At 48.5% G+C, this 26,810-nt stretch carries 23 protein-coding genes; 9 read left to right on the forward strand and 14 right to left on the reverse strand.

Annotated elements, in window-relative coordinates:
* Positions 1-182: 182 nt before the first annotated feature.
* A complete protein-coding gene (locus AB4876_RS10985) occupies positions 183-3,263 on the reverse strand; it encodes a Tn3 family transposase (protein WP_368381709.1) in 3,081 nt (1,026 codons plus the stop codon).
* Between the two features lie 255 nt (positions 3,264-3,518).
* On the opposite strand from AB4876_RS10985, the gene AB4876_RS10990 reads away from it, so the two are divergent.
* Positions 3,519-4,343 carry a SprT-like domain-containing protein gene (locus AB4876_RS10990; RefSeq protein ID WP_368381710.1) on the forward strand — a complete coding sequence of 275 codons (825 nt, stop codon included), beginning with the start codon at positions 3,519-3,521 and terminating at the stop codon, positions 4,341-4,343.
* Between the two features lie 63 nt (positions 4,344-4,406).
* On the opposite strand, the gene AB4876_RS10995 is transcribed toward AB4876_RS10990, so the two are convergent.
* Positions 4,407-7,277, reverse strand: coding sequence for a Tn3 family transposase (locus AB4876_RS10995; RefSeq protein WP_438273412.1), 2,871 nt, complete (start codon positions 7,275-7,277; stop codon positions 4,407-4,409).
* Positions 7,278-7,453: 176 nt separating this feature from the next.
* Between AB4876_RS10995 and istA the strand changes: the two genes are divergently transcribed.
* Positions 7,454-9,007, forward strand: a complete 1,554-nt coding sequence (gene istA, locus AB4876_RS11000; protein ID WP_368381711.1) for an IS21 family transposase — start codon at positions 7,454-7,456, stop codon at positions 9,005-9,007.
* Between the two features lie 112 nt (positions 9,008-9,119).
* Positions 9,120-9,866: an IS21-like element helper ATPase IstB gene (gene istB / locus AB4876_RS11005; RefSeq protein WP_368381712.1), complete on the forward strand. Its 747-nt coding sequence runs from the start codon at positions 9,120-9,122 to the stop codon at positions 9,864-9,866.
* A gap of 99 nt (positions 9,867-9,965) precedes the next feature.
* On the opposite strand, the gene AB4876_RS11010 is transcribed toward istB, so the two are convergent.
* The 12 genes from AB4876_RS11010 to AB4876_RS11065 form a co-directional block, all read right to left on the reverse strand.
* Positions 9,966-11,503, reverse strand: a protein-coding gene (locus tag AB4876_RS11010; protein ID WP_368381713.1) for an IS3 family transposase whose coding sequence is annotated in 2 segments (ribosomal slippage) — positions 9,966-11,032 and positions 11,032-11,503 — 1,539 coding nt in all. Because the reading frame shifts where the segments join, the coding sequence is not laid out codon by codon here.
* 72 nt (positions 11,504-11,575) lie between these two features.
* A complete protein-coding gene (locus tag AB4876_RS11015) occupies positions 11,576-11,773 on the reverse strand; it encodes a DUF4158 domain-containing protein (RefSeq protein ID WP_368381714.1) in 198 nt (65 codons plus the stop codon).
* Between the two features lie 116 nt (positions 11,774-11,889).
* Positions 11,890-12,456 carry a hypothetical protein gene (locus AB4876_RS11020; protein WP_040133153.1) on the reverse strand — a complete coding sequence of 189 codons (567 nt, stop codon included), beginning with the start codon at positions 12,454-12,456 and terminating at the stop codon, positions 11,890-11,892.
* Positions 12,453-12,848 carry a hypothetical protein gene (locus AB4876_RS11025; RefSeq protein WP_040133152.1) on the reverse strand — a complete coding sequence of 132 codons (396 nt, stop codon included), beginning with the start codon at positions 12,846-12,848 and terminating at the stop codon, positions 12,453-12,455. The genes AB4876_RS11020 and AB4876_RS11025 overlap by 4 nt, the downstream gene beginning before the upstream one ends.
* Positions 12,849-12,871: 23 nt before the next feature.
* Positions 12,872-13,306, reverse strand: coding sequence for a MerR family transcriptional regulator (locus AB4876_RS11030; RefSeq protein ID WP_011711644.1), 435 nt, complete (start codon positions 13,304-13,306; stop codon positions 12,872-12,874).
* A gap of 19 nt (positions 13,307-13,325) precedes the next feature.
* Positions 13,326-14,126: a putative bifunctional diguanylate cyclase/phosphodiesterase gene (locus tag AB4876_RS11035; RefSeq protein WP_020833625.1), complete on the reverse strand. Its 801-nt coding sequence runs from the start codon at positions 14,124-14,126 to the stop codon at positions 13,326-13,328.
* Positions 14,127-14,137: 11 nt separating this feature from the next.
* On the reverse strand, positions 14,138-15,805 hold the full coding sequence (merA, locus tag AB4876_RS11040; RefSeq protein ID WP_368381715.1) for a mercury(II) reductase: 1,668 nt from the start codon (positions 15,803-15,805) through the stop codon (positions 14,138-14,140).
* A gap of 37 nt (positions 15,806-15,842) precedes the next feature.
* The gene (merC, locus tag AB4876_RS11045) at positions 15,843-16,262 is read right to left on the reverse strand and encodes an organomercurial transporter MerC (RefSeq protein ID WP_007642843.1); all 420 of its coding nucleotides are present in this window, start codon (positions 16,260-16,262) and stop codon (positions 15,843-15,845) included.
* A gap of 3 nt (positions 16,263-16,265) precedes the next feature.
* A complete protein-coding gene (gene merP / locus AB4876_RS11050) occupies positions 16,266-16,544 on the reverse strand; it encodes a mercury resistance system periplasmic binding protein MerP (RefSeq protein WP_007642844.1) in 279 nt (92 codons plus the stop codon).
* A gap of 52 nt (positions 16,545-16,596) precedes the next feature.
* Positions 16,597-16,944, reverse strand: coding sequence for a mercuric transporter MerT family protein (locus AB4876_RS11055; protein WP_007642845.1), 348 nt, complete (start codon positions 16,942-16,944; stop codon positions 16,597-16,599).
* A gap of 93 nt (positions 16,945-17,037) precedes the next feature.
* Complete coding sequence (gene merR / locus AB4876_RS11060) at positions 17,038-17,424, reverse strand: mercury resistance transcriptional regulator MerR (protein ID WP_040133151.1); 387 nt, start codon at positions 17,422-17,424, stop codon at positions 17,038-17,040.
* A gap of 2 nt (positions 17,425-17,426) precedes the next feature.
* On the reverse strand, positions 17,427-18,449 hold the full coding sequence (locus tag AB4876_RS11065; RefSeq protein ID WP_139758094.1) for a tyrosine-type recombinase/integrase: 1,023 nt from the start codon (positions 18,447-18,449) through the stop codon (positions 17,427-17,429).
* 695 nt (positions 18,450-19,144) lie between these two features.
* On the opposite strand from AB4876_RS11065, the gene AB4876_RS11070 reads away from it, so the two are divergent.
* The 6 genes from AB4876_RS11070 to AB4876_RS11095 all read left to right on the forward strand — a co-directional run bounded on the left by AB4876_RS11070 (position 19,145) and on the right by AB4876_RS11095 (position 26,634).
* The gene (locus AB4876_RS11070) at positions 19,145-19,879 is read left to right on the forward strand and encodes a tyrosine-type recombinase/integrase (protein ID WP_368381716.1); all 735 of its coding nucleotides are present in this window, start codon (positions 19,145-19,147) and stop codon (positions 19,877-19,879) included.
* Positions 19,880-20,009: 130 nt separating this feature from the next.
* The gene (locus AB4876_RS11075) at positions 20,010-21,317 is read left to right on the forward strand and encodes a GTPase-associated system all-helical protein GASH (protein WP_368381717.1); all 1,308 of its coding nucleotides are present in this window, start codon (positions 20,010-20,012) and stop codon (positions 21,315-21,317) included.
* 8 nt (positions 21,318-21,325) lie between these two features.
* Positions 21,326-22,309 carry a TRAFAC clade GTPase domain-containing protein gene (locus tag AB4876_RS11080; protein WP_295877660.1) on the forward strand — a complete coding sequence of 328 codons (984 nt, stop codon included), beginning with the start codon at positions 21,326-21,328 and terminating at the stop codon, positions 22,307-22,309.
* A complete protein-coding gene (locus AB4876_RS11085; protein WP_368381719.1) occupies positions 22,296-23,123 on the forward strand; it encodes a TRAFAC clade GTPase domain-containing protein in 828 nt (275 codons plus the stop codon). The genes AB4876_RS11080 and AB4876_RS11085 overlap by 14 nt, the downstream gene beginning before the upstream one ends.
* Positions 23,120-25,609: a GAP1-N1 domain-containing protein gene (locus tag AB4876_RS11090; RefSeq protein ID WP_368381720.1), complete on the forward strand. Its 2,490-nt coding sequence runs from the start codon at positions 23,120-23,122 to the stop codon at positions 25,607-25,609. The genes AB4876_RS11085 and AB4876_RS11090 overlap by 4 nt, the downstream gene beginning before the upstream one ends.
* A complete protein-coding gene (locus AB4876_RS11095) occupies positions 25,606-26,634 on the forward strand; it encodes a phosphorylase family protein (RefSeq protein ID WP_295877663.1) in 1,029 nt (342 codons plus the stop codon). Before AB4876_RS11090 ends, AB4876_RS11095 begins: the two co-directional genes overlap by 4 nt.
* Positions 26,635-26,810 lie beyond the last annotated feature (176 nt).

A 26,810-nucleotide genomic window follows, 5' to 3' on the forward strand; every position in this document is an offset into this window, starting at 1 on the left:
AGGCGCCAATCTGAGCCACATTTTCGTTTTGCATCTGAGTCTTGGGCATGAGCTGAAAATATCTTTGCTTCACGATTTTCGAATGCGGGTAGAGGGGCTCCTATCTTCAAGTGCCGCTTTTCGGCTCGGCTCTCTCGGACGGTGAGGCGTGCTAGTATCCGAGCTACCCATGAACAGCAGTATTACGTTGCGGCTAATCGCTGTCTGAAGACTTTTATTTTCTTCATCTCGCTGATAGTCGCCTTGAAAGATTTGATTGGCTTATGATTAAAGTCGTACTTTCCATGCTTATTGATATGCCTCCATGAAATTACCGACCCCTCTGAAATTGAATCTATTGTAGATTCAATTTCGTTGCTGTCTTTCAAGCTCACAATATGGTCGGACAAATACAAGTAGTTCCATAAAATGACGACATTTTTCAAAAGCGATTTACACTGCATCGCTTTCAGTATTTCAGCCTCGGCGCCGACTTGGAGCTTACCTTCGCGACCGAAAAATAATGCGCGCGAAAATTTCTGCCCTAGCTCGACTCGGTTAAGTTGCTTATGAATCGAGCGTCTGAGATCGCCATCGTGTAGATAGGTTGCAATAAACTGCGATTTTATGAGCTTTCCAAGAGATTTTATTGCCTTGTACAGCGCGCTTTCTCGGGCGCTAGCCGCCAGGCGCCGAAATATAAGCGATGCAGACTGCCTACCGCTTTTTATGGTAGCCATAAGACGAAGAATATCATCCCAGTTTTCAAGAATCTGCGTGATATTGATTTGAGTCTTCGGGCCAATCAGATAACCAGAATTCTTGATGAGTGAGCTGCTCGTGGCCGAGTATAAGGCACTTGAGGAGATATCACTTAAGCGTGGAGCAAACGACACATCTAGCAGATGTAGTCCGGCGAACATAGCATCAGTATATCCGTGCGTATCTGTAGAATGCTTGTGTACACTCATGTCGATGTTTTCGATTAATGAATACTGTTGCGCCCTGGCAATACCGTCCATCATAAAGGCCGCTTCGCGATCAGAGCTGCTCAGCACGTTGACATGGAAAAACGCTTGACTTGTATCAACGAAACTATTGACGTTTATCCCTTGCTCCTTGCCGTAATACTTATAGGAGTAATTCGCTAAAAGCGAATCCACGGCGACGATGACTTTCTTGCCATCGCTACTCGTATGTAAGACATCATCCCTTTCGTTATATATTATCGGTAGTGGCAATTCGCGAATAACGCGGATGATTGCAGCATTAGCCTTCATCAAGTTATCCGAACTAAACCAGTTCTTCTCTGTGTCGGAAAGGAGCTTACGGCTGATGCCGCTTGCCTTGGCCATATCCGTATGACCGATATTCGTGCCGAGACTCATCAACACAGCGTAGAGCACCTTTTTATCGGCGGTTTGCTTTCCATGCGAATCCTGGTAGTTTCGGAAATTGTCGCTGAAGTTTGAGTAGGTGTCGATCTCTCTTAAAATTTCATGCAGAGTGTGTGATCCGCTGTCGCCAATGAGTTTCGGAATAAATTCTGCTGAACTGTAATCCGCCGATTCAGTACGTGTTTTCCAGCTCCCGTTTTTATTGATTGTGACGAAATCATTATTCGCCAAGCCGGCATTTAGCGTTTTATAGGCTTTTTCCAGTTTCTTCGAAATGGCAGCGATTGCCGATTTTCCATCAACGAAATGCTTCAAGTTGGTAGCGAATAAAATTTCATCACGCTTTTCAAGCCATTCTTTATCAGAGATGAGATTATGCTGGTCTGACAGGTACCTGTAAGAGTATTTGAGCGTTAAAGTTCTGCCAAGGATGGCGGCGCTCAGCTGTGACAAGACAATAACTTTGTACTTTGATATTTGTGGAACCCCGCATTCTTTTTGATAGGCGGCGATATCTTTTTTCGTCATAAAATCGCATGAAGTGGAATCGTCGACTCGAAAATTTGTGTCCTTTATAGCGCTGATTGCAGCGAGCAGTGATTTGGCCGTGCTTTTTTCGTCGTACTCAACTGCTCGGACAAGTGGAATAAGTGACTTCACTAACGTAGTCGCGACATTGAACAGGTAATCATAAAATCGGCTTTGCGAGCCTCTGAGTAGGAGTTGATTTTCAATTTTGGTCACATGATCGGTAAACTGGGGATTTATGGCTTCGAGGTAATTTTGAACAAGGTTGGAAATCTGCTCGTTTTGTGTAGAGTCGGAGAGTGAAGCATCATCGAAAATCTGACTGATTAGCCGAATTACGCCATCGGCATTCTTTGCCGAGTTTACTACGATTGCGTTGGCGTTCTGGAGTGCATCTTCCTCCTGTTCGCGTTGCTTACGCTCCATCCCCCGCGCCGAGTTTAAAACACTTCTAAGTGTTTTAACGATGGCATCGATAGCGTAATCCTGGCGAAGAAAGAATTGGTCCTGGGCAAAGCAGAGAAGTCGCAATGTCAACAGGTTCCTGTTCTTAAATCTTTGTATCTGTGATAGGTTTGAGTTATAGATCCAGCTGGCGTATTCCTTCACCGCTGAGGTAGGGAGGTCTAGCGTTTCAATCAGCGGTAATGCGCTGAAGAAGATTTCCCGGAACTGCTCCAAGATTTCCGCATTTTCGCGCAATATCCTTTGCTCGGTTCCGAGTTTGATATTTTTCAGCTTAGTAAACTCACTGGCGCGCTCTTTATCCAAAATCAATGAAAGCAGCGTATTACGCTGGTCATTTGTAATGGCGCCGTCCAGCCTTTTCAACGTTTCTTGCTGAAATTCGGCAGTGGCGGAGGCGACAATATTTTCGAGTGTCGTGTAACTGGGGATTACGGTTTTGTTGCGCCAGCAATACTCCAACAAGGTAAAGAGAATGTCCTCGTTCCGCATTAGTGACTTGCTGTGGATAGCCGCCAGCGAAAGTAATTCCTTGGCTGCCGCCGGTGTGTAGGATTGCCAGCCGTGCAACTCTAGTATCTTTTTACGGTGAACGGAGGCGCTAGCATCGGAATAGAGATCAAGGTTGCAAGGCTTTCTCAAACCGAGAGCGCGCTCCGCTTCACGAACGTCCTTCGGTTTGAACTGGGACTTTGAAAAAAAGCGTCCCTTGGCTTGGAAATATGCGCGTTGGATCAAGAACCCTACTTTATTTTCGTTGCTTCGAAACGTCCGAAGGAGGGTCTTGGCACGTTTGTCCTGCAGCATGAGGCTCTTGCGCTCAGTCGCGGAAAAATTGGGAACTCCATCGAAGGTGGCTTTGCGAGCTCGAGACAGTATCTTTATGCTGGACATTGTTCATCCTGTGTTAGATTGGGAAGGCAGACACTATTGTTATTCGAAATACAATTCACATCTGCATTCCATATAACCAAAATCGATTATTTTTGTAGTGTACACTACAAAATTCAAGCAATTTCTTCCACTATTGATCAGAAAACATACGACATGGTTGGTGGTGCACCTTTCTGGTGCGTCTTCTTGGTTTTTGTACAATGCATTTTTGGCTTACAATTGCGCAAAATATCTCTCAATTGATTGCCGCCGAATATGACCCCTTCGCAAGAACTGTATTCCTCACTCCACTTTGCCTATTCGCATTTCAACGACGAACTGTTCGGAAATGAATTGCCAGTAGTGATTTTCACGGTGCAGCGTACGAAAGGGGTGATGGGTTATTTTTCTCCCAAGCGATGGGGGAGTCTTGGCGGGAGGAAATGCGACGAAATCGCGATCAATCCGGCTTACGTTGCCAACAGCCGCTTAATCGAAGTCATGCAGACCTTAGTGCACGAAATGGTCCATTGTTGGCAGTACAATTTTGGCAATCCTGGACGGAGTTACTACCACAACAAAGAATGGGCAATGAAAATGATAGACGTCGGTCTCATGCCTTCGTCAACGGGCGAACCAGGCGGTGACATTACTGGTCAGCAAATGGGGGATTACATCATCGAAGGGGGCAGGTTTCTTGTCGCTTTCACGAAACTTGAAAAGGAGGGCGCTTTCCAACTGGCTTGGGTGGATCGCAAGGCACTACCGAGATTATTTAGTCCGATTATCGCTGATCCCAACACGAAGCCGCTCTTAATCGCATCCAATACTGACATGCCATCAGCTGATGCCACTTACGAGATCATCAAGCACTTTACAGAGGAGACACAACTCTCCCCAGTTCGTCCTCACCAAATTCCGATCGAGAACGCGACGTACGCGGAATTGATGCCAGAGAGTTTCGTCGTATCCGAACCCCCCAAGCGAAAAACTCGCTACCGATATCACTGCCCTGGCTGTCAAGTGAAGGTGTACGGGAAGCCGCGCCTCTCCATCCGATGTGAAGACTGTGATCAAAGCTTCGTTAGCGAAGCATATTAGAGGTCCGGCCGGTAAAAGCGTTGAATTTAGCCACTTCTAACGTAACCGATTGAATATTATGAATTAATCAACCAGCAGTTCAAAAGTCATGGGCTTAACCTGCTTGGTTAGATCCAGCTCAAAACTTCCTAGCCGCCCCAAATGCTCGGTATGATACGGTGAGAATTCGGCCATAATGTCGCGGGTAATATTGTACCCTTCCGACTTCAATTGATTGAACACTTCGGTCATCGCGTTTACGTTGTATAAGATCGCGAAGTTGGCCAGCAAATGATTGTATTTAACGATTTTGCTTTGTTCGTGTCTCAAGTTTGCAGGAATTTTCCCGCCATTAGCAAAAAACAACCACCGGGCAAACTCATTGAACTCTTCGCTCTTACAGGTCGCTGCCTGGATTGTTTTGCGCAGATCAACGTCGGTAATGTATTCCAGCAAAAACATGGTTCTGACCACGCGCCCGAGTTCACGGAACGCAAAGTACAGCTTGTTTTTCCGGTTCTTGGTGCCGAACCGGCGCAGGATTGTCGAAGCGGTGATTTTCCCTGCTTTAACTGACATGGCCGTTCGCATCATATCCGCATAGTGCTTTTCAATGAGATCCCACTTGATCGGCTCCTTGAACAAAGACTGAATATGCTTGAGTACCATGGAGCGATCAGGCTTATAAAAGCTGAGATCTTTGATATTTCGGATACGGGGCATGAGCTTTATGCCCAGCAAGTACGCCAGGCCAAAGACGGGTGTGGATTGCGCCTGTGTATCGCCGTGAACGGTGTCCGGATTAAAATCAGATTCATCGTTGAGTAGGCCGTCCAAGATATAAATCGCCTCGTAGACACCGCAGGGAATAAACCGGCTGAACAATGCAATATAGGTGTCCGAGACGTGGTAATAGGCAATGCCGCCATAGCTGCCATACCGAATATGGTATTCAGATAGCAAATTATCTTCGTAGAGATCCCAAAGCTTTCCATCAGCGGACACACTGCTGCCTGATCCCCAACACTCAATGAGCCGGTATTTCTTATACTCGCTATTGATCTTCGCAATAGCTTTATCGAGACGCGCTTCCGTCGTGCGTTTTAAGTTAAGCCAGGCGACTTGCTTGCGAGAAACGCCCTGCACAGATCGCACGGTTTCGGTGGGACCAATGTTGGTACCGTAACAAAACACGGTCAGGACAAAACGTAACTCCGGGTCGCTGATACGTGATTCGAAGCCCGACAACGGGCCAAAATGTTTATTCAGGTTCAGCCACTTTTCGACATTGATAATCACATCAAGCAGGTTGATTTTGTCCAACCGATCGCGCAAAAGCGCTCCAATTTCTTCGACTTCAGGTAAGGGTTGATCAGGCTTTGGTTTACCGATAATCAGATTCCCGTTTTCAATACGAACCAGTTCGTCCTCCGGGAATTGGCTGTCAGCTTTCCGGCAGCTCGTTTCCATGGACTTCTTCAGCGTTGTTGTAAATTCAGTATCACCGGCGACGAGCCCTACCTCCTCGCAATAGGTAGGCAACTGCGCTTCGTATTCTTCCCAGGTGATCATCTGCTCCCGGTAATCATCGAAGGTTTCACTGTAGGGAATGAACAAGTCACCGGTACTTAGTTCTTCAGCGATCCGTTCAAACACACACAGCTCAAAACAGGTTTTATTAACCTCCGACACCTGTGCTGATTTGGTTGATTTTCCCGTGACTAATTTCCACCAGCTTTCGCGAATCCAGCGAATATTAATGACATTTCTGGAAGAGGGATCGTTCGGATCGCTTTGAATTGACAGGAACTCCGTGCGACGCTTTTTGTGCGTCAAAATAAACTGGAACGCATTGAGCAAGTCCTTGTCTTCCGTGGCCGATGCCAGGTTGAGTATTTCAATCGTACGAAACAAGGTGGATCGTTGCTTTTTATAGAGTCGAACCATAAACGGCAAATAGTTGTTGCCTGCGAATGCCATATATTGTTCGCACATTTGCATTAGCTGATCACTGTTCTTTCCCAGTATCGGATCAAAAGCTGCCACCGAATCGGGTTTATCAAGATACACCTTGACCGTCCCAGACAACACAGAAATCAAATGATCGGTTTGCTTTTGATGGTCTGCAAGGTACTTCTCCAACAGCTTCTGCGCCGAGCGATCCATTTTTAACAACATCTTGATAAAAATATCGGCGGCGTTATCCAGTGTTTGTGCGTATTGGTGCCGGATTAAAACGATGACGAGTGCGAGTCGCTTGTTCAGCTTTAGTTTCATCAATTCGGCGTAATCCAGGGCCTTGGCCTCGTTGATAAACTGCTGGTGTTTAACTGGCGGCAACCCCAAATCCGTGGGCAAAAGTGTTTGCAGGGATGTAAGCCATTCCAGGTATTGGATGTACGCATGGATATTGCGAGGGGTCGGGCGTTTGGGTTCATTTTTCAGCGTGCTCCAACCAAAACCATTCAGTCCTGTGCTAGATCGAAGAATATCGTTGATGCATTGGCGACTTTCAGACTCTAAAAAGCCACACAATTGATCGTAATACCGAGTGTTGACTTCGGCCCTGGCCGCCTGACATATCCGCTCAAGTACACTGAACGCCGGTAACTCGTATCGCTCTTTGACCAAATATTCCAACGTGACATTGATGATATCCGGTAATGCTTCTTTGGTAGTCGCTGCCTCAAGTGCCCAAATCTGTGCCAATTCAGAGATCTTGGCCGCATCGTAGGCTTTTATATTAAGATGGCGCCGAATCAGCTTTACGTGACGATCCTTCGCGCCCGATGTGTAATAGGTTTGGAGATCCTTCAGTGTCACCCGCGAACGGCACTGATTTTTAATGTGCGTGATGATCACCTTTGGTATTTCACCCAGGTTTACGAACCGGTGCGTATTTTTGCCTACTATGAACACCGATTTTCGCCCATCGTGAACATCTAATTTTCTCAACTGTGAACACTGAATTTTGTCGAACCGTGAACACTTTTGCCACCGCGCAAAATTAGGTGTTCACGCTTAGCAAAATTTCTTAGCCGTAGCAGACAACCCCCTTCATCTCTTGCAGGCAACGGCATTGTCCGTAATCTGCGTTCCCTTTGTTTTTCGTTCAACCACAGGGAACGACCATGAGTACCAAGAGGGTCACTATGATGAAGTTAAGAGAACTCCTACGCCTAAAATACGAGGCTCAGCTGTCGGTGCGTCAAATTGCCCTGTGCCTGAGCCTATCGGTGGGGGCAGTTTCCAAGTATGTGCAGCGCGCCGACGCCGCAGGCCTCGACTGGCCATTGCCGGATGAGCTGTCTGAGCTGGGGCTTCAGGCGCTGCTTCAGCCCCGCCGGTCGACGGTCGCATCGTCTGATGTTGCCGAGCCCGACTTTATGGCCATTGAGCAAGAGCTCAAACAAAAAGGCATGACGCGGTTATTGTTGTGGCAAGAGTACGCCCAAGCGCACCCAGACAATCACTACAGCTACTCCCGCTTTACCGTGTTGTTTAAGCGCTGGCGCCAAACGCAGCAGCTGTCTATGCGTCAGCAACATTGTGTAGGTGAGAAGCTGTTTGTGGATTACTGTGGGCCGACGTTGTCGGTGGTGAATCCTGAGACCGGACTGGTACGTGATGCTCAGGTCTTTGTCGCGGTACTCGGCGCCAGCTCGTATACCTTTGCCGAAGCGACGTGGTCGCAAAGCTTGCCCGACTGGGTGGGTTCACACGTTCGGGCCTTTGCCTTTTATGGCGGCTTACCCGCTGTGGTTGTGCCCGACAACCTTAAAAGCGCGGTCAGTAAAGCTTGTCGATACGATCCTGACATCAATCCCACCTATCAGCAAATGGCCGAGCATTACGGGGTGGCGGTCGTGCCCGCGCGGCCCTATAAACCCAAGGACAAAGCCAAGGCTGAGGTAGGCGTACAGATTGTCGAGCGCTGGATCATGATGCGGCTTAGAAAGCAGACGTTCTATACCTTGGCATCGTTGAACATGGCGATCAGCGCACTGTTAGATGATTTAAATCGCCGCCCCTTTAAGAAGCGCCCAGGCACGCGGCGAAGCCAGTTCGAACAACTGGATAAACCGGCACTAAAACCCTTGCCTAGCGCTGCGTACACTTACCGCCACATCAAGAAAGCGCGGGTTCATCTGGATTACCACGTCGACTACCTCGGCCATTATTACTCGGTGCCTTACCAGCTGGTGAAGGAAGAGGTGATGGTGCATGCCGGCGATACGACGGTGGCGATCTTCCATCACGGCCAGCAAGTCGCCGTGCATCCTCGCGTTCATCATGCCGGTGGCCACACCACCGACCCATTGCACATGGCCAAAGCACATCGCAAACATCAGGAGTGGTCACCCCAGCGGTTTCTGAGCTGGGCAGCGAGTATCGGCCCCCATGCCGAGACCGTCATTGAGCATCAGTTGGCGAGTCGTCGTCACCCTGAACACGGTTATCGCGCCTGCCTCGGTCTGCTTAATCTCAGCAAGAAGTATGGCAAAGCGCGCTTAGAAGCCGCTTGTCATCGCGCGGTACACATCGGCGGTATGCATTACAAAAACATCGCTTCCATCCTCAGCAATAGCATGGACAAAGTCCCGATCAATACCGCTGAAACCGAGTCGAAAACCACCTTGCCACTGACGCATGCCAATGTGCGTGGCAGCGATTACTACCATTAACCCCAGTCCAAACCTAAGCCCAAATTAAGCTAAAACCAAAACCAAAACCAAAACCAAAACCAAAACCAAAACCAAAACCAAAACCAAAACCAAAACCAAAAGGAAACACACCATGAACCACCAACACACTCTGCAACTGCTGCACAGCCTGCGACTCACCGGCATGGCTGATGCCCTTGCTCAGCAACTGGATCAACCCACCACCTACGAGGAGCTGGGCTTCTTCGAGCGCCTCAGCTTACTGGTCAATAGTGAGTCTACTTGCCGAGACAACCGTAAAATTGTCCGCTTACTGAGACAGGCTAAATTAAGGCTTAATGCCCACCCCGCCGACATTGATTACCGCGCCCGTCGCGGCTTGCACAAAGACACATTAGCGCAACTGCTACAGCTGGATTGGATACGCCATCATCGTAATCTCTTGATTGAGGGCGCCACCGGCACGGGGAAAACCTTCTTAGCCTGTGCGCTGGGTCAAACCGCCTGCGAGCACGGATTCTCAGTCCGTTACTTCCGCGCCAGTCGGTTATTTGAAATGCTCACCGTGGCGCATGGCGACGGTAGCTTCGGCAAACTCCTAGCCCAACTGGCAAAAACCGAGCTGCTCATCATTGATGATTGGGGCTTGGACATACTGACCCAGCAGCAGCGCAATGACTTGCTCGAAGTGGTCGAGGATCGCCACGGGCGCGGCGCAACACTCATCACCAGCCAACTACCATCCACTCATTGGCACGAGGCCATCGGCGAACCGACGCTCGCCGACGCCATTCTCGACCGCCTGCTCCATAACGCGACAAAGTTACAACTCAAGGGCGAATCCATGCGCAAAATTCATCATAGCGTTGACCCACTGTGAACACTTCGCGTTAAATAGCGGTGCCTGCAAAAAGGAAGGGTGCAGGTGTTCACGCTTCGCAAAATCGCTGTTTTTCAAGCATGTTGTCGCTTTTTACGGTTATGCGGCTTTCTTTTCTGGGTTTAACTTCACTTCACTAATGAAGCCCCAGTTCCGGCAGCTCCGACTCCATCTTCTAGGGTTTTTAAGCTTTGCTTTCTGGTAAGTCTCATCTCGCTTGCTCAAAATCGCCAAATCTAAACCCGCGTGCCGCTCCTCAGGAGTAACGTATTTAATACCACTGTGTTTATGACGCGTGTTGTACCAATGAACAAATCCATCGACCCATTCACGAGCATCGTCGATATTTAAGAAGCCTTTCAGCGGCCATTGAGGGCAGTATTTTACAGTCTTAAATAGAGACTCAGAATACGGATTGTCGTTGCTCACGCGAGGCCTTGAGTAAGAGGAGATAACACCAAGATCTTGCATCTTGGCAAGCATTGTAAAGCTCCTCATGGGCGCACCATTATCTGAATGCAAAATGAGCCTTCTGTTTACACACTTCTCTGCCCAAGCTGACCTTTGAAGCAGATCGGCGGCGTGTACGCCAAGTTCTTGAGAGTACACCTCAGCACCTACAATTTTCCGACTAAAAATATCTAAGATCATATAAAGGTAATAGTGCTGCCCTTTAACATGACTAGGTAAATAGCTGATATCCCAAGTCCAGACTTGATTCGGGGCCGTCGCCGTTTGTGCTCGGGGCTTTTTGTGATGCCCCTTTGACCTTGAGCGCGCTCTCTTTGCCAGTAAGTCATGGTCTTTTAATATTCGGTAAAACGACGATTCTGACGCATGATAGATACCTCTATCAGCCAGCGTCGGGACAATTTGATTGGGTGTTAGGCTGGCGAACTCTGGTTCATTGCACAGATCAACTATCTTCTTTCGCTCCTCCGTAGAGAGCTTATTCGAAGGCGTAGGCCGCACTGCACTTGCCCGCTCATCGCCGCAAACAACGCCATTTTTTACCCAGCGCTGGAGCGTCCTAATAGACAAACTAATAATTCGGCAAGCTTCTGCTTTTCGTGCACCATTGGCGGTGGCTTCATTGATCAGGCTAACTAAATATTGCCGCTCTGGAAGAGGTGTCAATCTTCCTCGCTCGGTTCCCAGAGGGCATTGTACTTTTCCCGCAACACCAATAATGCGGCTGTTTCAGCTAGGGCTTTTTCCTTACGAGCCAGTTCTTTTTCCAGTATCTGGATTTTTTTCCTATCGGCTCGGCGCAAGCTGTCTTGCTTATGCTTACTTTCAGGCTTAGTCATATGGGCTTGCACAGAAATAATTTTCCACTTTTTTACCTGCTCAACATACAAACCATTTTCTCGACAGTAGGCCGCTAACTGATGCTCAGACATACTCGCAGTATCAATTACAAAAGAGAAAATTTGATCAGCTGTATAAACTTCATTTTTTGTCACCTCATCGTCTGGAAGTAAACCCTCATCCTTCAATTCCTGCCTCCACTTATGAACTGTGCCAACTGCTACGCTAAGCTCATTTCCGACTCGTCTCAAGGAATAATTGTAGGGCGGTAACAACCAAATTCGGCCACGCTCCTTTGTTTCTAGATCTACTAATAATGCTGGCATGATGTCTCCAAAATTTTAAATTGAAAATAGGCGACAACTAGCCTGACACAGGGGGAAATTCAGTGTTCATAGTTACAAAAATACGCACCGGCCCAATCGCTGCGTGATTTTTAGCTGAATCAGGAGCCCCAAAAAGGATGCGCTGGTTCGTTTACAGTGACGCAGTGCAAACTTCTGATCTTCCGGCGTAGGTGTATAGACATCCCCTAACTCATCTTCGGTGATATCAGATTTAATTCGTGGATAAGCTGTCTGATAGATAGCGGCCATCGACTTAAATTTTCTCTGATAGATGCATTATTGTGTAAAAGCATCGCGTTATAGTTATCAGGTTTCTAGTCGTCATTTGGATATGCCTAGATTAGTCGCAAGTGGCTTTCATTGCTTTATTCCTTGTGATGGCCTGCCATTACGTCGCCTGAATTGAGATGCCAAGCATTTTGAACAATCGCAAACAACAGTAATACCAACGCCAACAGCAACAGTTCGGTTTGATACACATTGACCGCATACTGAATTTTGAGACCCATACCAGAAACAGCGGAAGGAAACAAAATGGCGATAAAACTTAAGATGGTCGGCAGCAGCGGGGTACAACACAACAGGGGGCTTACAATCCCGATAACTATGCCGCCCGCCGCTGGTGCCGTTCTGCAATGGGTCTTCTTGCGTATCAGTTGAACCCATAAATTGATGAGAACGCTCTCCAGCGTTGCGAACAAAAACGCAAATAGCGCGATTCTCAGATTAAGATGTGCAAAAGAACGCAAGCCAATATCGGAACCCAGTTCATGCGCTGGCAGGACAACCAAGTGGACGACCAGCACCAGACTAAAGAGGATCGCGGTACGCCGTTTTGAGTGAGAATCCTGAACCGGCGATTGAAATGCATACACTACAAGTGACCAGAGGCGTTTTATAGAGTTTGTAGCGCGCTTCACTATCGCATTCATTCTTCTTTGCCGTTTGTCGCAACTTTGTAAGTTCCCCAGAACATCTCCGGTAACACGCAAACCAGTGGTGTACCGATCAGTAAAAAGAGTCCTAATCCGTTAAAGGTGAGCCATTGTATCCACTGCATCCCAATGCCTAATGCCAACATGGCGGAACCCAGAAAAAATGGCCCGCTGAAAAAACAATGCATTCGCCCACATTGACGCGCATTTCTTAAACAGGCATATCCCATCCAACTTAAAGCGATCGCCCAGATACTGCCGGTCATCCACGGTGCAAGTTGCATCATGCCGGTAATCACTATGAGTATCGCTGGCAATACCCAGGTGAGAATAAATCGGCCTTTATTGGCTACCCAGTCGTGGGGGCCGGTTTCACATTTTTCTGACATCGTATACTCCTTTGTTATGGCGATCAGGCCAGTTGGCGCAGCTCCGACAGCTGTGAATCCAATGCCTGCAAGTAAGCCTGGCGTTCATCAATTTTGGTTTGCAGTTCGCGCATGGCGGCTTCACAGGCTTGCTGGTCGCCTTCGTTGATGGCGTAGAGCAAGGGTTTTATATCCAGGATCAGCAGGCCCGCCGCACGCGCTGCGCGAATGAAGCGCAGCCGGTTTAAAGCGCATTGATTGTATAAACCGAAACCACCCGCGGAATGCTCTGGGCAAAGTACCAAATTTTCCAAGACGTAATTCCTGACGGTATGCACTGTGGTTTGCGCGGCTTTCGCCAGTTGCGAGATCGTCAGGGGAAATTCGAGTGCCTGCCCATCGGCATCCATGAATGCCGCAAAGTCGGGGATCACCTCAAAGTATCGTGACACATCTTTTGACACGGCGGCTTTTGACATGGGTTTGTCTCCGTTCGTTTCAAACACTGCGGCCTGGCCACAACGCTTCAGTCGTTTCGGCATCGGCTGGCCGCGCCAGCCGATAGCCCTGTAATACATCACAGCCAAGCTTCTCTAAAAGTTGTTGTTGAGTGGCCGTCTCAACCCCTTCCGCGACGATGGATAAATTCAGGTTATGGCCAAGGGTGATGACGCTTTCGGTAATGGCGCGATCCTTTGGCTCGGTTGTCATATGCGTGACAAAGGTTTTGTCGATTTTTAGGCGGGTCACTGGGCAGCATTGCAAGCGTGCCAGCGACGAACTCCCGGTACCAAAATCGTCGATGGACAGGCGAATGCCCAGCGCCTGGCAGCGATGCAGGTTTTCGATCAGGATTGGCGTATCCTCCAGGGCCAGTGTTTCGGTTAATTCCAGTTCCAATGCCGGAGCAGGCAGTCCCGTATCACGCAATATCCTGGCAAGGTCTTCGACAAAGTCAGGTTGGTGGATTTGTAAGGCAGAGACGTTGACCGCGATGATACCCTCGGGTAAACCGCGTTGACGCCAATGCATCATCTGTTGACAGGCCGCCCGTAAGACAAACGCGCCCAGTTCCAGAATTAATCCGCTTTGTTCGGCAACGGGAATAAAGGTGTCTGACTGGATCAATCCTTCAGTTGGATGTTGCCAGCGAATGAGCGTTTCAGCGCCTTCCCAGCATTGGTGTTGAACATCCCATAGAGGCTGGTAAAAAGGAACGAATTCACCCTTGTTCAATCCATCCGCCAACGCATTGACCGTTGGGGCTGTCAGTGAATGCGTGGCGGGTGCCGTTCCCATACTGCCCTCTCTTATCCTGCACAACAGGACAGTTCTTTGACATCCTTGTTAAAGGTTTGCGCGCAGAGCTTCAAACCTTCCACCATGGTGAGGTAAGGGAAAAGCTGGTCGGCTAATTCCGTCACCGTCATACGGTTGCGGATGGCTAAAGCCGCACTCTGGATCAGTTCGCCGCCTTCGTGAGCCAGGATCTGCGCGCCTAGCAACAACCCCGTTTCCTTCTCTGTGACCAGTTTGATAAAACCGTCGGTTTCAAAGTTGGCTAACGCACGTGGGACATTTTCCATACCCAGTACGCGGCTGTCGGTCTCAATATCCTGAGCCCTGGCTTGCTCCTCGGTCAGTCCGACGGTAGCCACCTGTGGATCGGTAAAGATCACGGCGGGCATGGTGGACAGATCCAGTTTGGCGTCGCCGCCCGTCATATTGATACCAGCACGGCTACCGGCGGCCGCGGCGACATAGACAAATTGCGGCATGTTAGAGCAGTCACCGGCAGCGTAAATACCAGCAACATTGGTTTCCATGCGTTCGTTAACAACGATTTCGCCCTTTTTGTTGATGGTGACACCCACCGCGTCCAGATTGAGTTGGCTGGTATTGGCGTGTCGCCCGGTGCTTACCAGCAAACGATCACAACTGAGCTCGCCTGCATTAGTGTTCAGGGTGAATTGATTTCCATCGTGGGTCACTTGGGTGGCTTGCGTGTTGTTTAAAACTCGAATGCCTTCTTTTTCAAAACAGCCTGCCAGTTTTTCACCGATTATGGGGTCTTCACTGTAAAGTAGTGAGTGTCTTGCCAACACGGTGACTTCACTGCCCAATCGTCGGTAAGCCTGGGCAATTTCTAGCGCCACGACCGATGAACCAATCACCACCAGGTGCTGCGGCAATTCCTCGGCAAACAGCGCTTCGGTAGAGGTCCAGTAAGGCGTTTCGGCCAGCCCCTCGATGGGAGGAATGGTTGGCGTGGAGCCAGTGGCGATCAGGATTTTATCAGCAAAGATTTCCTGCTCAGTGCCATCATTTTTTCTGACTATCAGGGTGTTTGCATTTTTAAATTGCGCCCAACCTTTAAGTAAACTAAGCGCAGGATTTGTCTCTAGAATATTCTGATACTTTGCAGCGCGCAGCTCTTCGACTCGAGCGGTCTGCTGCTGAGCCAACAAGGCTCGACTCAATTGGGGCGCATGATTTTCCAGTCCGGCAAAGGGATTATTGCGTTGCTGCTGTGCCAATTGAGCGGCGCGGATCAAAATTTTTGAGGGTACGCAGCCGACATTCACGCAACAGCCGCCAATCACATCGGCTCCCTCAATAAGAGTGACCTTGGCACCACCTTCAGCGGCTTTGATAGCACAGGCAAAAGCGCCGGAACCCGTACCGATAATCGCCACATGTTGAGTTCGGTTGCTTTCTGTGTTGCTGGTATTTTCGTTGTCACAGTAGGCGTTCGGTGCTGTGTTTTCCGCTAAGGGGTTTTCTTTTGCGGTATAACCCAGGGCTTCAATCGCTCCAATGAGATCGGTTACGCTGACCCCACCGTTTGTGGTGATCGTTGCGCTGGCGTTTTCATAAGATATTTCAACCTTATTCACGCCTTCGATCGCATCGAGCGCTTCTTTAACGTGAGCGACGCAACTTGGACAGGTCATCCCTTCTATCGATAGTAAGATCATTCGTTTTCCTCAAATAGTAGTCAGGCATTGCGTCGTGTTAAACAGCACAGCTGTCATCATCACAGCGTTTATTCGCGGGTGAAAAAATATCCCAAAGCGATACGGCAACCATCAGGCCTAACGCTGAATAGGTGACATAGCTGCTCCAGCCGTATTGGAAAAACGGATAGAGCGATAACAGCAATAAAATGGGGCCGACCACACCCAGCGCACTACGGTGCCATTGCCGGTGGCTGAACCAGCCAAGTCCGTTGAGTACCAGGGCAATCCAGGCAAACAACGGTAACAGGGTATTAACAAACAAACCTTCCCATTGGCTGAGAAAACCCAACCCGACCGCAGCGCCCAGGCTGGCGATGGCCGGGAAACACATGGCGCATCCCATAGCAGAAACCAGCGCGCCCAATGAGCTAATCTTATCGCCGAAACGGGTCAGTAACTGTATTAGCATTTCCATGCTTTACTCCTTGAGCGTTGATGGATAACCCGCATTAGTGGTGGCTTCGGTCAGTGCTTTTACTGTGGTTTTTTCGTCGTCGAATGTGACAACTGCCAATTTGGTTTCAAAGGTGACTTCAGCTTTACTCACACCCTCAACATTTTTTAAGGCATTTTTGACCGTAAAGGGGCAGGTCACACAGTTCATGGTTGGAACTTCCAAAGTAACTGTTTTCGGCGCAGCAAAAGCGGTCAGGCTGGTCAAGGCTAGCAAAGACAACAAGGCAATTTTCTTCATCATTTTCTCCAGTAACGTATTAAGTCATTAATAAAAGTGAGCGGTAAGAAAGTATTCAGGCAAACCAGACAATCCAATAATTGCTGGTGACTAGCACCAACGCAGTCAGTGCCGTTAACCAAAAGATCACCTGCCGGCGTTTTCGCACTTGAGGAACTGCACAGGCGGTGCCTGGCTCACAGTCCTCAACGGGGCGATAGACCTTCCAGCCTGCGAAGCCAAATAAGGCTAAAACCAGCAGGATAAAAATGGGACGATAAGGTTCTAACAAGGTTAAATTACCAATCCAGGAGCCACTCACGCCTAGCAGCAACAACACGAAAGGACCAGCGCAGCACAGGCCAGCGCCAACAGCCGCGATAACGCCGCCAATAATAGGTAGATTGGATTCTTTCTGTGACACGACTTACTCCTCTGATTTCAGTGTATGGAGCAAGTGTAATCTCCGTACCGATGTACGGAGTCAAACGTTTTTGTGATGCCCGTGTAAAACTAATTAAGGTTGCAGGGAGTCGATAATGGGACAATGTGAGTCATCGTTATTACTCTGACATTGCGTCAATAATGCCTTGAGTGCGCTTTCGAGCCGCTTCAGATCGGCAATTTTTTCCATGACGGCGCTGAGTTTATACTCGGCCAGCTCCTGCACCTGAGCACATGGGCGGTCATTCAAGCTTAGCAGGTTGGCGATCTCTTCCAGGGTAAACCCCAATTCTTGCGCCCGCTTAATGAACCGGATGCGATTAACCGTTTCATCGGGATAATGGCGGTAGCCCAACTCGGGTTTTGGCGGTTGCTCTATTAATCCACGACGCTCATAGAAGCGAACGGTTTCTATATTGATAGCCAGTTCTTTGGCAACTTTACTGATAGTTCTTGTCATGTTCATATCTCTTTTACCCGAACGGTATCTATAAGAACCGCCATTTTCTCCATCAATATATGGGTAGCGTTATTGGAGAGCTGCTGTCCTTCTTCAATGTACTCCCAGACGGTGGCATCGCTCTTCCATCCGCCTTGCTTTTTAATCAACTCAAAATCAACTCGTTCTCGGGCTGCCGATGTAGAGAGGCCGCGCCGGAAGCTATGGCTGCTCAATTCCGGTACAAAATCGAACTGGCAGGCGTTACCCAAAGTCTTGAGTAATTCATTAATGGCACTGGGATTCAACGCTTTAGGCTGAATCTTATCCCACCGGTTAATGGGGCGAAAAACCGGACCTTCATTAATGCCACCCAGTTCTATCCAGTTTTTCATGGCCGTAGCAGGACAGCAGTCTGGTGCACCGAAAGGTAATGCTCGCACTAAGCCGGAGGCTTGTTGATCGGTCTTGGAACTAGACAGCCGGATGAGAAGTCCTTCAGGTTCCCACACCAGATCACCGTAGCGAATGGCCACCAATTCGCTACGGCGAAAGGCACCGAAAAAGCCGGTCAACACCAGCGCGATATCCCTCAGTTTCTTTTTGGTGGTTGGTAGTTGCCGCAAATGATTCACCATTTGGGCGACGTGCTCCAAGCGCAATGCCTTGGCTTTGCGCTTGGGTTGGCCATGGGTACGACGAACGCCTTCCATGGTTTTGCGGACCAACGGATCACTTACTGGATCGATGAGCCCTTGATAATGGTGCCATTGGCTAATAGCGGTCAGGTGCAGATCCAGGGTTCGGGGATTAAGCGATTCGGCTCTGGCCAGCAGGTAACGCACGACAGTATCCCGATCCGAGGGCAGGCGACCACCCCATTTTTCAAATTGTCGAATGGCCGAACGGTAGGCTTTACGTGTGTTGTCGGATGTCGCTGCCTGGAGGTATTGCCGTAGTGGTTCGGGCCCCTGGCGTTCAACCAGGGTCGCATCCTTATTACGTAACGACAAGTTGCTAGCCTGTATTGGCGGTTTGTTGTTCATGAATAGGATTTCCTTCGATGTCGCTCAAAAGGCGGCTATGTACCGGCGTTACAAGTCGAAAATTTACGTCAAGATCAACTAGCCCACGATAAGGAGGGTGATTGACTGTTTTGGGGTGAATCGACCGATGTTTCTAATTTAAGATGTTGATTATATTAGTAATTCATGAAGATTTTGTATAGGTATGAGGTTGCAAGTTGCACAAAACATGGTCGTAGAAATATAGGTTATCTTTTTTATAAGCATGGGTGGCTGAGGATTTAAGGGTGAAAACTCTTGATCGATACGATAACTGACTAAAGTTAAAGAACTAATAATTTCGTTCTGTACATGTGATAACTCCAAGTGGTAGTGAGAGCGGTACCTTAGGATTACCTCCAACAGGCCCATAGAGAAACTCACTGTGGCTATGTAACGTAGCTATAAACATATATTTCACAAAGCGCTGCTCATGGCAATCAGTGCCAACGCTCAATTATCTCGACTAAGTAGGGCACTAAGGACTCGCCCGCAACTAAGGAATTGACTGCGATACTTAACGTGTTTTCGCATTAATTAAAAGACCCTGATTTGCACCGTTACTACCTATTTCGGTGCACCGGCCTGCAGTGCGTTTTTCCTCGACTATTGCGGCTTGCAACGCCCCAAACCTGAGCGTATAAAGGTAACAAATATGCACCAGGGATTTGGGTGAAATGGAACGGATTCAGGACGGCCGCGGGGCATTTCCCGCATCCCGGCCAAAACGACGCTTCTCCCCGAACGAGCCGCGCCTCGATACGTTCCCGATTCAGCATGTGCAAATCGACTGGCAGCGCCTCATGGCCAAGCGCGAACTCGTGTTGGATACCGTGGACGCGATGCCCACGTACTTACTCAAGCCCGAAGTCCTGGGCCTGCTCGACGCCGAAAAACACCCAACTTACCGCCTGATCCTTGACCTCATGTGGACTACCGGCGCTCGAATCTCTGAAGTCCTTGCTCTTACGCCCAGCCACTTCACTGATGACGGCTACGATTTCATGGTCGTGCTGCGCACCCTCAAACAGCGGCCGGGGCGACCGACCAACGTACAACTCGCCCGCAGACCCAAGCGCGCCGTGCCCATCGTCGACCCCATGCTTAAAGATCGCATACAGAGCTACCTGTACGCGGGACACTTCAGAAAAGACGAGCGGATATTTACGATGGCCCGCCAGACGGTGAATCGACATATTCATGGGTTAGTGAAGAGAGTAGGGGGCGCGCCGATCAATATTACCTGCCATACCTTTCGGCACAGCTTCGCAATACACCTATTGCTGCACGGACGGCCGCTGAAGATCGTCAGTCAGCTCCTTGGGCATAAATCGATAGAAAGTACCGAAATCTACACCAATGTGCTCACCGTGGATGGGGGGCATTTTTTGGACGGGGTGAATTTTCACTAATGCTTGTATTTGTAAGGCAGTCAAGGAACCTCACTATGCTATCAGGCATATATAGGACTGAACGATTCTATAGAAATAACATAACAACCTGTGATGTCCCATTTATTAGACAAGGAAAAAGGCATTTTGAATGACTGAAACAATACTGCAAACCTACCTTAACGAACGGCACATAAAAACTGATGTCTCAGAAAACATTGAGAGCCTGAAGAAGGCGGTAACTGAAGTTGGAAAACACCTAACACGTAAAAAAATAAAGTCGGATATCATCTCCTATACCCTAGTGGCGCTCGATCCAATGGTAAAAGACAGCGAGCCTGTGGTGCAGGAGGTGGAGGCGATTATTATCAAAAAGTGGCCTGCTTTTAAGAATAGTGTGACTGCCACCAACGATAAATCCACGACCTATGTACGGGCAGTGATTCTGGAATGTCTGTTCAAGCTAGCGAAAGGTGATGCGGCTACGGCAGCACTGGTCTGGCTGACAGCCCGCGATGTGATCGGGTATTACAAGCTGGATACGGAGGAGAGCGTGATCAATGTGTTTCTTCAAGAGCTGGCTGACCGAGCGGAGGAAAATGGACAGGCGGCGTGGGGAATTAGTCAAAAACCTCAGATTAGCGAATTGACCGGGGTTGAGATTTCAATTTCCGCAGTGAAAGCGGCTGAAATTGATGAGGAGGCGCTAAAGACACATATGCTCGATGCAATGGTTCACTCCGGATGGCGTCCGCAAGCTGGGGGTGGAAAAAACCCGCACGTACAAAATCAAGGCAATCATAACTGGCCTAAGTTTGCGGCTGAAAATTCAGCTATGGGAATTACTGAGGTTGTAAATTCAGCCTTATCCCAACAAGCCCAATCCCTTTCCACTATTTCTTCCTCTATTAAAAAGTGCATGGGTGATTATTTCGCCCAACTTCAACCGTTCTTTGAAGATCTGAATAACTCTGTGGTCCAAAGCATTACCGCTAACAACAATCGCAGTGAACTACTTTGGTGGAAGCAATCGCTGTATTCTCGTTCTCTGAATGCCAGTTACCGTTCCGTTGACCCATTGAATGCAGCCGTTTGCATGGCGTACGATCTTGCTGAACAAGTGGAGCCCATTTATCCGGAAAGCGTGGATTACTTGCTGAGAGAAGCGCTGAAAGACGTGCATGGGGATCTGGCAGCCGAGGAACACCCACTTACAGAATGGTTAGAGGGTAGCCTTAGCCTGCATGAGAATATTCAATCAGCATTGAAAGCATATGCAGAACAAGGAGAGCGGCGCAAATCCCTGCTTAGCGCATGGGCCAATACTTTGCATTCGGGCGAAACCACCAGTTTTTTCATGGAAACGGACATCGATAAAAAAGCCAAACTGACAGTATCCGATCTAGCGGTGTGGTTGTTTCATTGTTTACAAGCGCAAAAACTGGCAACCGATAAATAGGGCGAGACATGGCTAAGCGAGTATGTGTGAAAGAAGGCTGCTATGCGCCTGACGATTTTTGTCTTGAGCTTGCTGGTCCGCTGCACGAGCAATGTCAGTTTTTCGTAGAAGCAGAAGCCATAGATGCGCCGGCTAAAGCTGCAAAAAAGATAGCTGCGGCTAGGTCCATTCCATGGACGGGAGAATGGTTACGGCCCGAACAGCTGGCCCTTTTGACACATCGGGGTACGCCCAAGATCGTCGGCTTGGTAGGATCGTCTGGAGCAGGTAAAACCTCCTACCTTGCCATGTTGTATTCGCAGCTATTCAACGGCAAACGCATAGAGAACTGGGATTTTGCCGGTAGCTATACGCTGAACGGATGGGAATTGCAGGCTAAAACATTACAAGTTCAAGAAGATGGCACGGTTCGAAATCCAGATGCTACGCCTTCCGACACGGATTTTTATAGTCTCTACCACCTAGCCCTACGACACGATGGATTTTTACACGACATCTTGTTTGCAGATTCATCAGGCGAAGTATTTTCAAAGTGGGCGGATAACGTCGACGACCCAGCAGCTGAAAATGCCCGCTGGATTTATGGTAACGCCCATGCATTCCTATTTTTCGTCGATTGCGAGGCAATTATTGAACAGCGGGGCAGGGCGAGACGGGACATCCTTCAAGTAGCTGAACAGGTCAAAAGCCGACTTCGAGGTAGACCGGTGGTGATCGTATGGTCGAAGGCTGACTTAGCCGAGAACATGCGTGAAAACATTGTGGAGGCCATCAAACGAAGTCTGACTGAAGCCTTCCCCGGGGCCACCTCACTGGAGATCAGCAATTATTCGAAATCCGACTCCGACCAGCTTTGCCACATCAATAATATAGGTGTGGCAAAAACGGTACTCAACCTAATAGCCAACCCTCAACCACTGCGCGTCAATCCTAAATCTATTCAAACAGATGATTTTTTCCTGTTATACCGAGGCAGTAATGGCAGCAAATAACGAAATATTGATCATCGGACCGCCTGGAACAGGTAAAACTACCTTCCTAGCCCAACTGTATGGTCGCCTATTGGATAAAAAAGGAAAGCTGCAATTGGCTTCCGCACCTGAAAATATCGATGGTATCAAAAACGCATACGATCGACTTACTGACGGGGAAGAAACGGAATCAACTCCTTATACCGATAACCTAGAGGTCAAAATACCGGTCATTCACGAAGGGCAGGAGTTTGTGTTGCTTTGCAAAGATTATGGCGGGGAACAGGTACGCGACCTCGTAGCACTGATGGAATATGACAAAACGTGGATTGATCGGGCGAAAACAAACGACCGATGGATTCTTTTTATTCGCCCGGCAGAAATTGAACAGCGCTTCGACTTAAGTAAGAAGGGTTTTGCTGAAAAAGATCAGAAAGAATCGAATTCCTCAATCTTTGGTACTTCCGATCAATCCCAATTCATCGAGCTAGTGCAAGTCCTGCTGCACGCACGCGGCACAGGAATGAAAGACCTCATCGATACCCCTCGATTGCTCATTGCATTAACTTGCTGGGACGAGCTGAGGACCGATTCGACACCGGAAGAAATTTTGCAGCAGAAGATGCCGCTGTTCACACAGTTCATTGCGGCCAATTGGTTGCCAGGAGGCTTCAAGATCATTGGAGTATCCGCACAGGAATTCCCGCTGAAAACTGAAGAGAACCGCGACAAATACCTGGACGAGATGCCTCAAAATTTCGGCTATCTGGTATTGGACGACAATCCGAAGGAAAAAGATCTGACCCGCCTTATCGAAAAAGCTCTGGCCCTATGATCATTATCCTCCAGGCAATATACGGAGAAGTGCAGGGTAAAACTGCCGGGCACGATCTGCTAGCCGCTTCCGATGAAAAAAATGAGCTGTTTAGACGAGTAAGCGGTTACACGGATCTGGCCGACCGACCTGAAGGCGGGGTTTTGTCCGGCGCCGTGGTGCGTGGTTTATTTGCCGAAGATCATTTTCTGCTGATTAAGACATTTCCCGATAAAAATCCTGGGCTGCGTTCTGGGAGGGTGTTTTCGCATGTCCTATTCATACCAAAAGCAGATCTACACAAAGTACACAACCTCAGTAATCTGTTTCAATATCACCTGCCAGGCATTCAAAAAGATGAGAAAATGCACTCTCTGGAATATCCCTCGCAAGTAAGTATGACGTTAACGAGAGCAGTGAATGGAAGGGAAGCAGCCGCAACCAATGCCTTGCTAGAAAACCAGCCATTTGTTTGGTTGGGGGAAGAAGGCTACTGGGAATGGATAGCCCGAATCTGGCCAAAGTTGCCGGCCAGAGTGAAGCGCCTCCTAAAAATCGGAGCGGCATTCGGCCCCTCTTATGTTAAAAAAGAATACATCAGCCTGCTCTACATTCCCGAAGACGCTAAATCCCTCTGGGAAAGGCATTCCTTTCGTGTAATCGGTGCTGATGAATCAGAGATCCTGCGATCCTCAGCCGCAAACTGGCTGGCAGGGGATGCTGAAAAGGCAGCTCCCTTTGAAATCTTGCTCGATGATTTTTCCCCGAAAATTGATTCGGTAGAAACGCTCAACCAGCTTGAAGATTATGGTAAAGCCTACCACCAGCTCGGCAAGAACCCTGAGTTTAACCATTTGTTGGTGCTCGCTCATTTTATTTCGAAAACTAGTTCCAATGAAGGAGTTGGAGTAAAGGGAAAAAACAGGCTGTTGACCGCTATTCTTCAAGCCATTCCCAATGTGCCGATAAATATGTTCATAGCGCTAATGTACCAGGATTGGAAAGGGTTTCCGGACGCAATAAACTCCACTTCGGATGCACTGCGCGATTGGCTTACCAACCATCTTCTTAAAGGAAAGCAAGCGCAGGCGTGTGGTGCTGTGCTGGCAAAAGCACTGGAAGCTGAAACGAAAAACTGGTGGGCCAGCACGGTTTTGGCCTACACAAATAGCCGACTGACAAAACGTCAATCTAGCGATGCCCAAATTTTTTGGCAATGGATGAAAAATGAACCTACGTTGATTGTCCGGCACGCTTCCTGGTTGCCGAATGATACCGAAAACGAGCTGGCCCAAAGAATCCCAAAACTGGAAGCATCAGTCGCCGAAGCGGTTCTGCGCATGGCCGAACAAAAGAATTGGTTTTTGCTACATGCGAAAGTGGCTGCGCAGCTTTATTCGGCTGAAAAAGCCATCGAAGCTCAATTGCGTATCGACACTGATGAAGATCATGCTATAGCACTACAAGCGCTTTCCGAAAGCATCAGCGACAGCTCATTTGTGCGCGTAGCAGCCGATCACACCGATACTCGGTTGCACCGTATCGCTGGGAAATTAATTGCCGAAAACAGCAAGCTACTAAAACGTATCGATATTACCAGCGAAGGTTGGCAGAAATGCTGGGAAGCAGCTATTGAGCAAGGCAGTGACGTTTGGTTAGGCATTTCCAACCCACAGCACACGCTATTTGAAATTCTTGACCACATGCTGGCCAAAAATTCGTTTAACAGAACTCTCCTAAATGCAATCAGCATTGGAACGTATAGAAGCCTGAAAGACTACCCACGGCGGGCAGCTATCTGGCCTTTGCTTCCCGAGAAAGCACGCTCCGAATTCATTAGCGCAACGCTTGTCGAAATGGTCGGTGACCTTACCACTAACAAATTATCCTACAACGGTCTCGAGACTGAGTTGAACAATGGAATGCAATCACAGAAAGTTCAACAGCATATTATAAGCAGTAAAACAGTCCCACTCGCCAAAAAAATACAGCTGTTCGATGTGCTGCCTGATTTGACAGAGTATCAAGCACAGCAGTTGATACGGGAAAATCACTTTTTAACAGCCGAAGCTGAAGAATTTGGTCGGTTAGTTTCTAAAAGAAGTTGGAAAGCAGTAGCCGAGCAGCTGTATGATAAACGCTTCCATAGAAAGGATCTGCTACCAGCCTTGTCACAATGCAGCCACTTACTTGGTTTTTTCCAACGCCTTAAACTTCCTGCCGACGGGTTAAAGCGAGATGCAGTCAGCTCAGAGGAGTGGTGGAATGAGTTTTTGGAAACTGCGTTTAAGCTGTTTCCAAGTGGACCAGAGCAAAATGGATTGTGGATTAGTGCAGGAGGTGACCCGTCACAACTTTGCACAACCGGAACTGGTCGGTCCAAGTGGAGTCATGCTGTTCAAATCGTGCGTAACAATGGAAAGCCAACATTAAGAAATCTATTAAGTAAGATGCGCGACACTTATTCTGAAAACGAAACGCTCAGAGAACTACAAGAGACTTTATGAACAAGCCTATCCTTATCCTCACCGCTCTGGAAGTGGAGCGGTTGGCAATCGAGCACCATTTAAATAACTTCGAGCCAATACTACATCCCGAAACTGGCACCGACTATACCAAAGGGACCTACACCGCCAATGAACGAATCCTTAATGTGATCGTTGGTCGTACCGACCAAACCAATATAAATGCCGCCATAGAAACAGAGCGTGCCATAGCTCATTTCAAACCGGAATATGTCTTTTTTGCAGGTGTGGCAGGTGGCTTGAAAGATGTAAAAGTTGGAGACATTATAATTGGTCGGGACGTTTACGGTTACGAGCGAGGAAAGGCCGAAGAAAACAATTTTAAACCTCGCCCACAATTTGGTGCTTCCTCGTATGCCTTGGAACGGCTGGCCGGTCAGTATGCAAAAAGTACCGACTGGAATAAAACAATTGAGAATCTACTGAACTCGGAATTTGCTCCGGTCATAAGCACTTATACCGGCACTATTGTTTCTGGTGAAAAGGTAGATGCTTCCATTGGTTCAGATCTTCATCAATTCCTTAAGCAAAACGCCAGCCATGCCCTCGGCATCGAAATGGAAGGCCTCGGCTTTCTGGAAGTCTGCCGCATGCGCCCGCTTGTCAAAACCCTGCTACTTCGCGGCATCTCAGACCTAGTGGACGGCAAAGATCATATGGATGGCAAGGGCTCCCAGTCCTACGCCTCTGCAAACGTAGCCGCCTTCCTGTTCGGCTTGCTGGAACAACTGGATTTTTCAGATGCCACTACACAACCCACCCGAGAGCAAAAGCTAGTTGAAATTATGTGTAAGCTTTATCCAGGAGGGTTGAGAGACAATCAAATATGGATAACAGCAGGTGGAGATTTATCTTTGATCAATCTAGGCCAATCAGGTAAAGGTCAATGGGTCGAAGCTATTCGAACTCTGAAGTTAGGCGGAGGCGGTAATGTAGATATCGATAGTTTGATTGAAACTGTCGCAGAAGAGTATGGAAATAATAAAGATGTTAAAGAAATACTCTAGTCAGGTATAAGTGCCATAACATACGCTATTTCGTGAGCATTCTTTCGATCAGTAGTGGCTTTTAATAGTGGAGGTGAGCCAATTATTGGTGGGGTGGGCGGGGCCTTCAGCAAGTTATCTGCGACAACCAAATACGCTATGTTCAGTGAAGTTTAGTATTCGACATCCGCATTCAG

Origin of the sequence: Zhongshania guokunii (assembly GCF_040892635.1) — a bacterium.
GTDB lineage: Bacteria > Pseudomonadota > Gammaproteobacteria > Pseudomonadales > Spongiibacteraceae > Spongiibacter > Spongiibacter guokunii.

Bases quoted from the DNA above. Each gene is read 5' to 3' on its own strand.
- AB4876_RS10985 (WP_368381709.1), bottom strand. From the start codon at position 3,263: ATGTCCAGCATAAAGATACTGTCTCGAGCTCGCAAAGCCACCTTCGAT.
- AB4876_RS10990 (WP_368381710.1), top strand. From the start codon at position 3,519: ATGACCCCTTCGCAAGAACTGTATTCCTCACTCCACTTTGCCTATTCG.
- istA (WP_368381711.1), top strand. From the start codon at position 7,454: ATGAGTACCAAGAGGGTCACTATGATGAAGTTAAGAGAACTCCTACGC.
- istB (WP_368381712.1), top strand. From the start codon at position 9,120: ATGAACCACCAACACACTCTGCAACTGCTGCACAGCCTGCGACTCACC.
- AB4876_RS11015 (WP_368381714.1), bottom strand. From the start codon at position 11,773: ATGGCCGCTATCTATCAGACAGCTTATCCACGAATTAAATCTGATATC.
- AB4876_RS11020 (WP_040133153.1), bottom strand. From the start codon at position 12,456: ATGAATGCGATAGTGAAGCGCGCTACAAACTCTATAAAACGCCTCTGG.
- AB4876_RS11025 (WP_040133152.1), bottom strand. From the start codon at position 12,848: ATGTCAGAAAAATGTGAAACCGGCCCCCACGACTGGGTAGCCAATAAA.
- AB4876_RS11030 (WP_011711644.1), bottom strand. From the start codon at position 13,306: ATGTCAAAAGCCGCCGTGTCAAAAGATGTGTCACGATACTTTGAGGTG.
- AB4876_RS11035 (WP_020833625.1), bottom strand. From the start codon at position 14,126: ATGGGAACGGCACCCGCCACGCATTCACTGACAGCCCCAACGGTCAAT.
- merA (WP_368381715.1), bottom strand. From the start codon at position 15,805: ATGATCTTACTATCGATAGAAGGGATGACCTGTCCAAGTTGCGTCGCT.
- merC (WP_007642843.1), bottom strand. From the start codon at position 16,262: ATGGAAATGCTAATACAGTTACTGACCCGTTTCGGCGATAAGATTAGC.
- merP (WP_007642844.1), bottom strand. From the start codon at position 16,544: ATGATGAAGAAAATTGCCTTGTTGTCTTTGCTAGCCTTGACCAGCCTG.
- merR (WP_040133151.1), bottom strand. From the start codon at position 17,424: ATGACAAGAACTATCAGTAAAGTTGCCAAAGAACTGGCTATCAATATA.
- AB4876_RS11065 (WP_139758094.1), bottom strand. From the start codon at position 18,449: ATGAACAACAAACCGCCAATACAGGCTAGCAACTTGTCGTTACGTAAT.
- AB4876_RS11070 (WP_368381716.1), top strand. From the start codon at position 19,145: ATGGAACGGATTCAGGACGGCCGCGGGGCATTTCCCGCATCCCGGCCA.
- AB4876_RS11075 (WP_368381717.1), top strand. From the start codon at position 20,010: ATGACTGAAACAATACTGCAAACCTACCTTAACGAACGGCACATAAAA.
- AB4876_RS11080 (WP_295877660.1), top strand. From the start codon at position 21,326: ATGGCTAAGCGAGTATGTGTGAAAGAAGGCTGCTATGCGCCTGACGAT.
- AB4876_RS11085 (WP_368381719.1), top strand. From the start codon at position 22,296: ATGGCAGCAAATAACGAAATATTGATCATCGGACCGCCTGGAACAGGT.
- AB4876_RS11090 (WP_368381720.1), top strand. From the start codon at position 23,120: ATGATCATTATCCTCCAGGCAATATACGGAGAAGTGCAGGGTAAAACT.
- AB4876_RS11095 (WP_295877663.1), top strand. From the start codon at position 25,606: ATGAACAAGCCTATCCTTATCCTCACCGCTCTGGAAGTGGAGCGGTTG.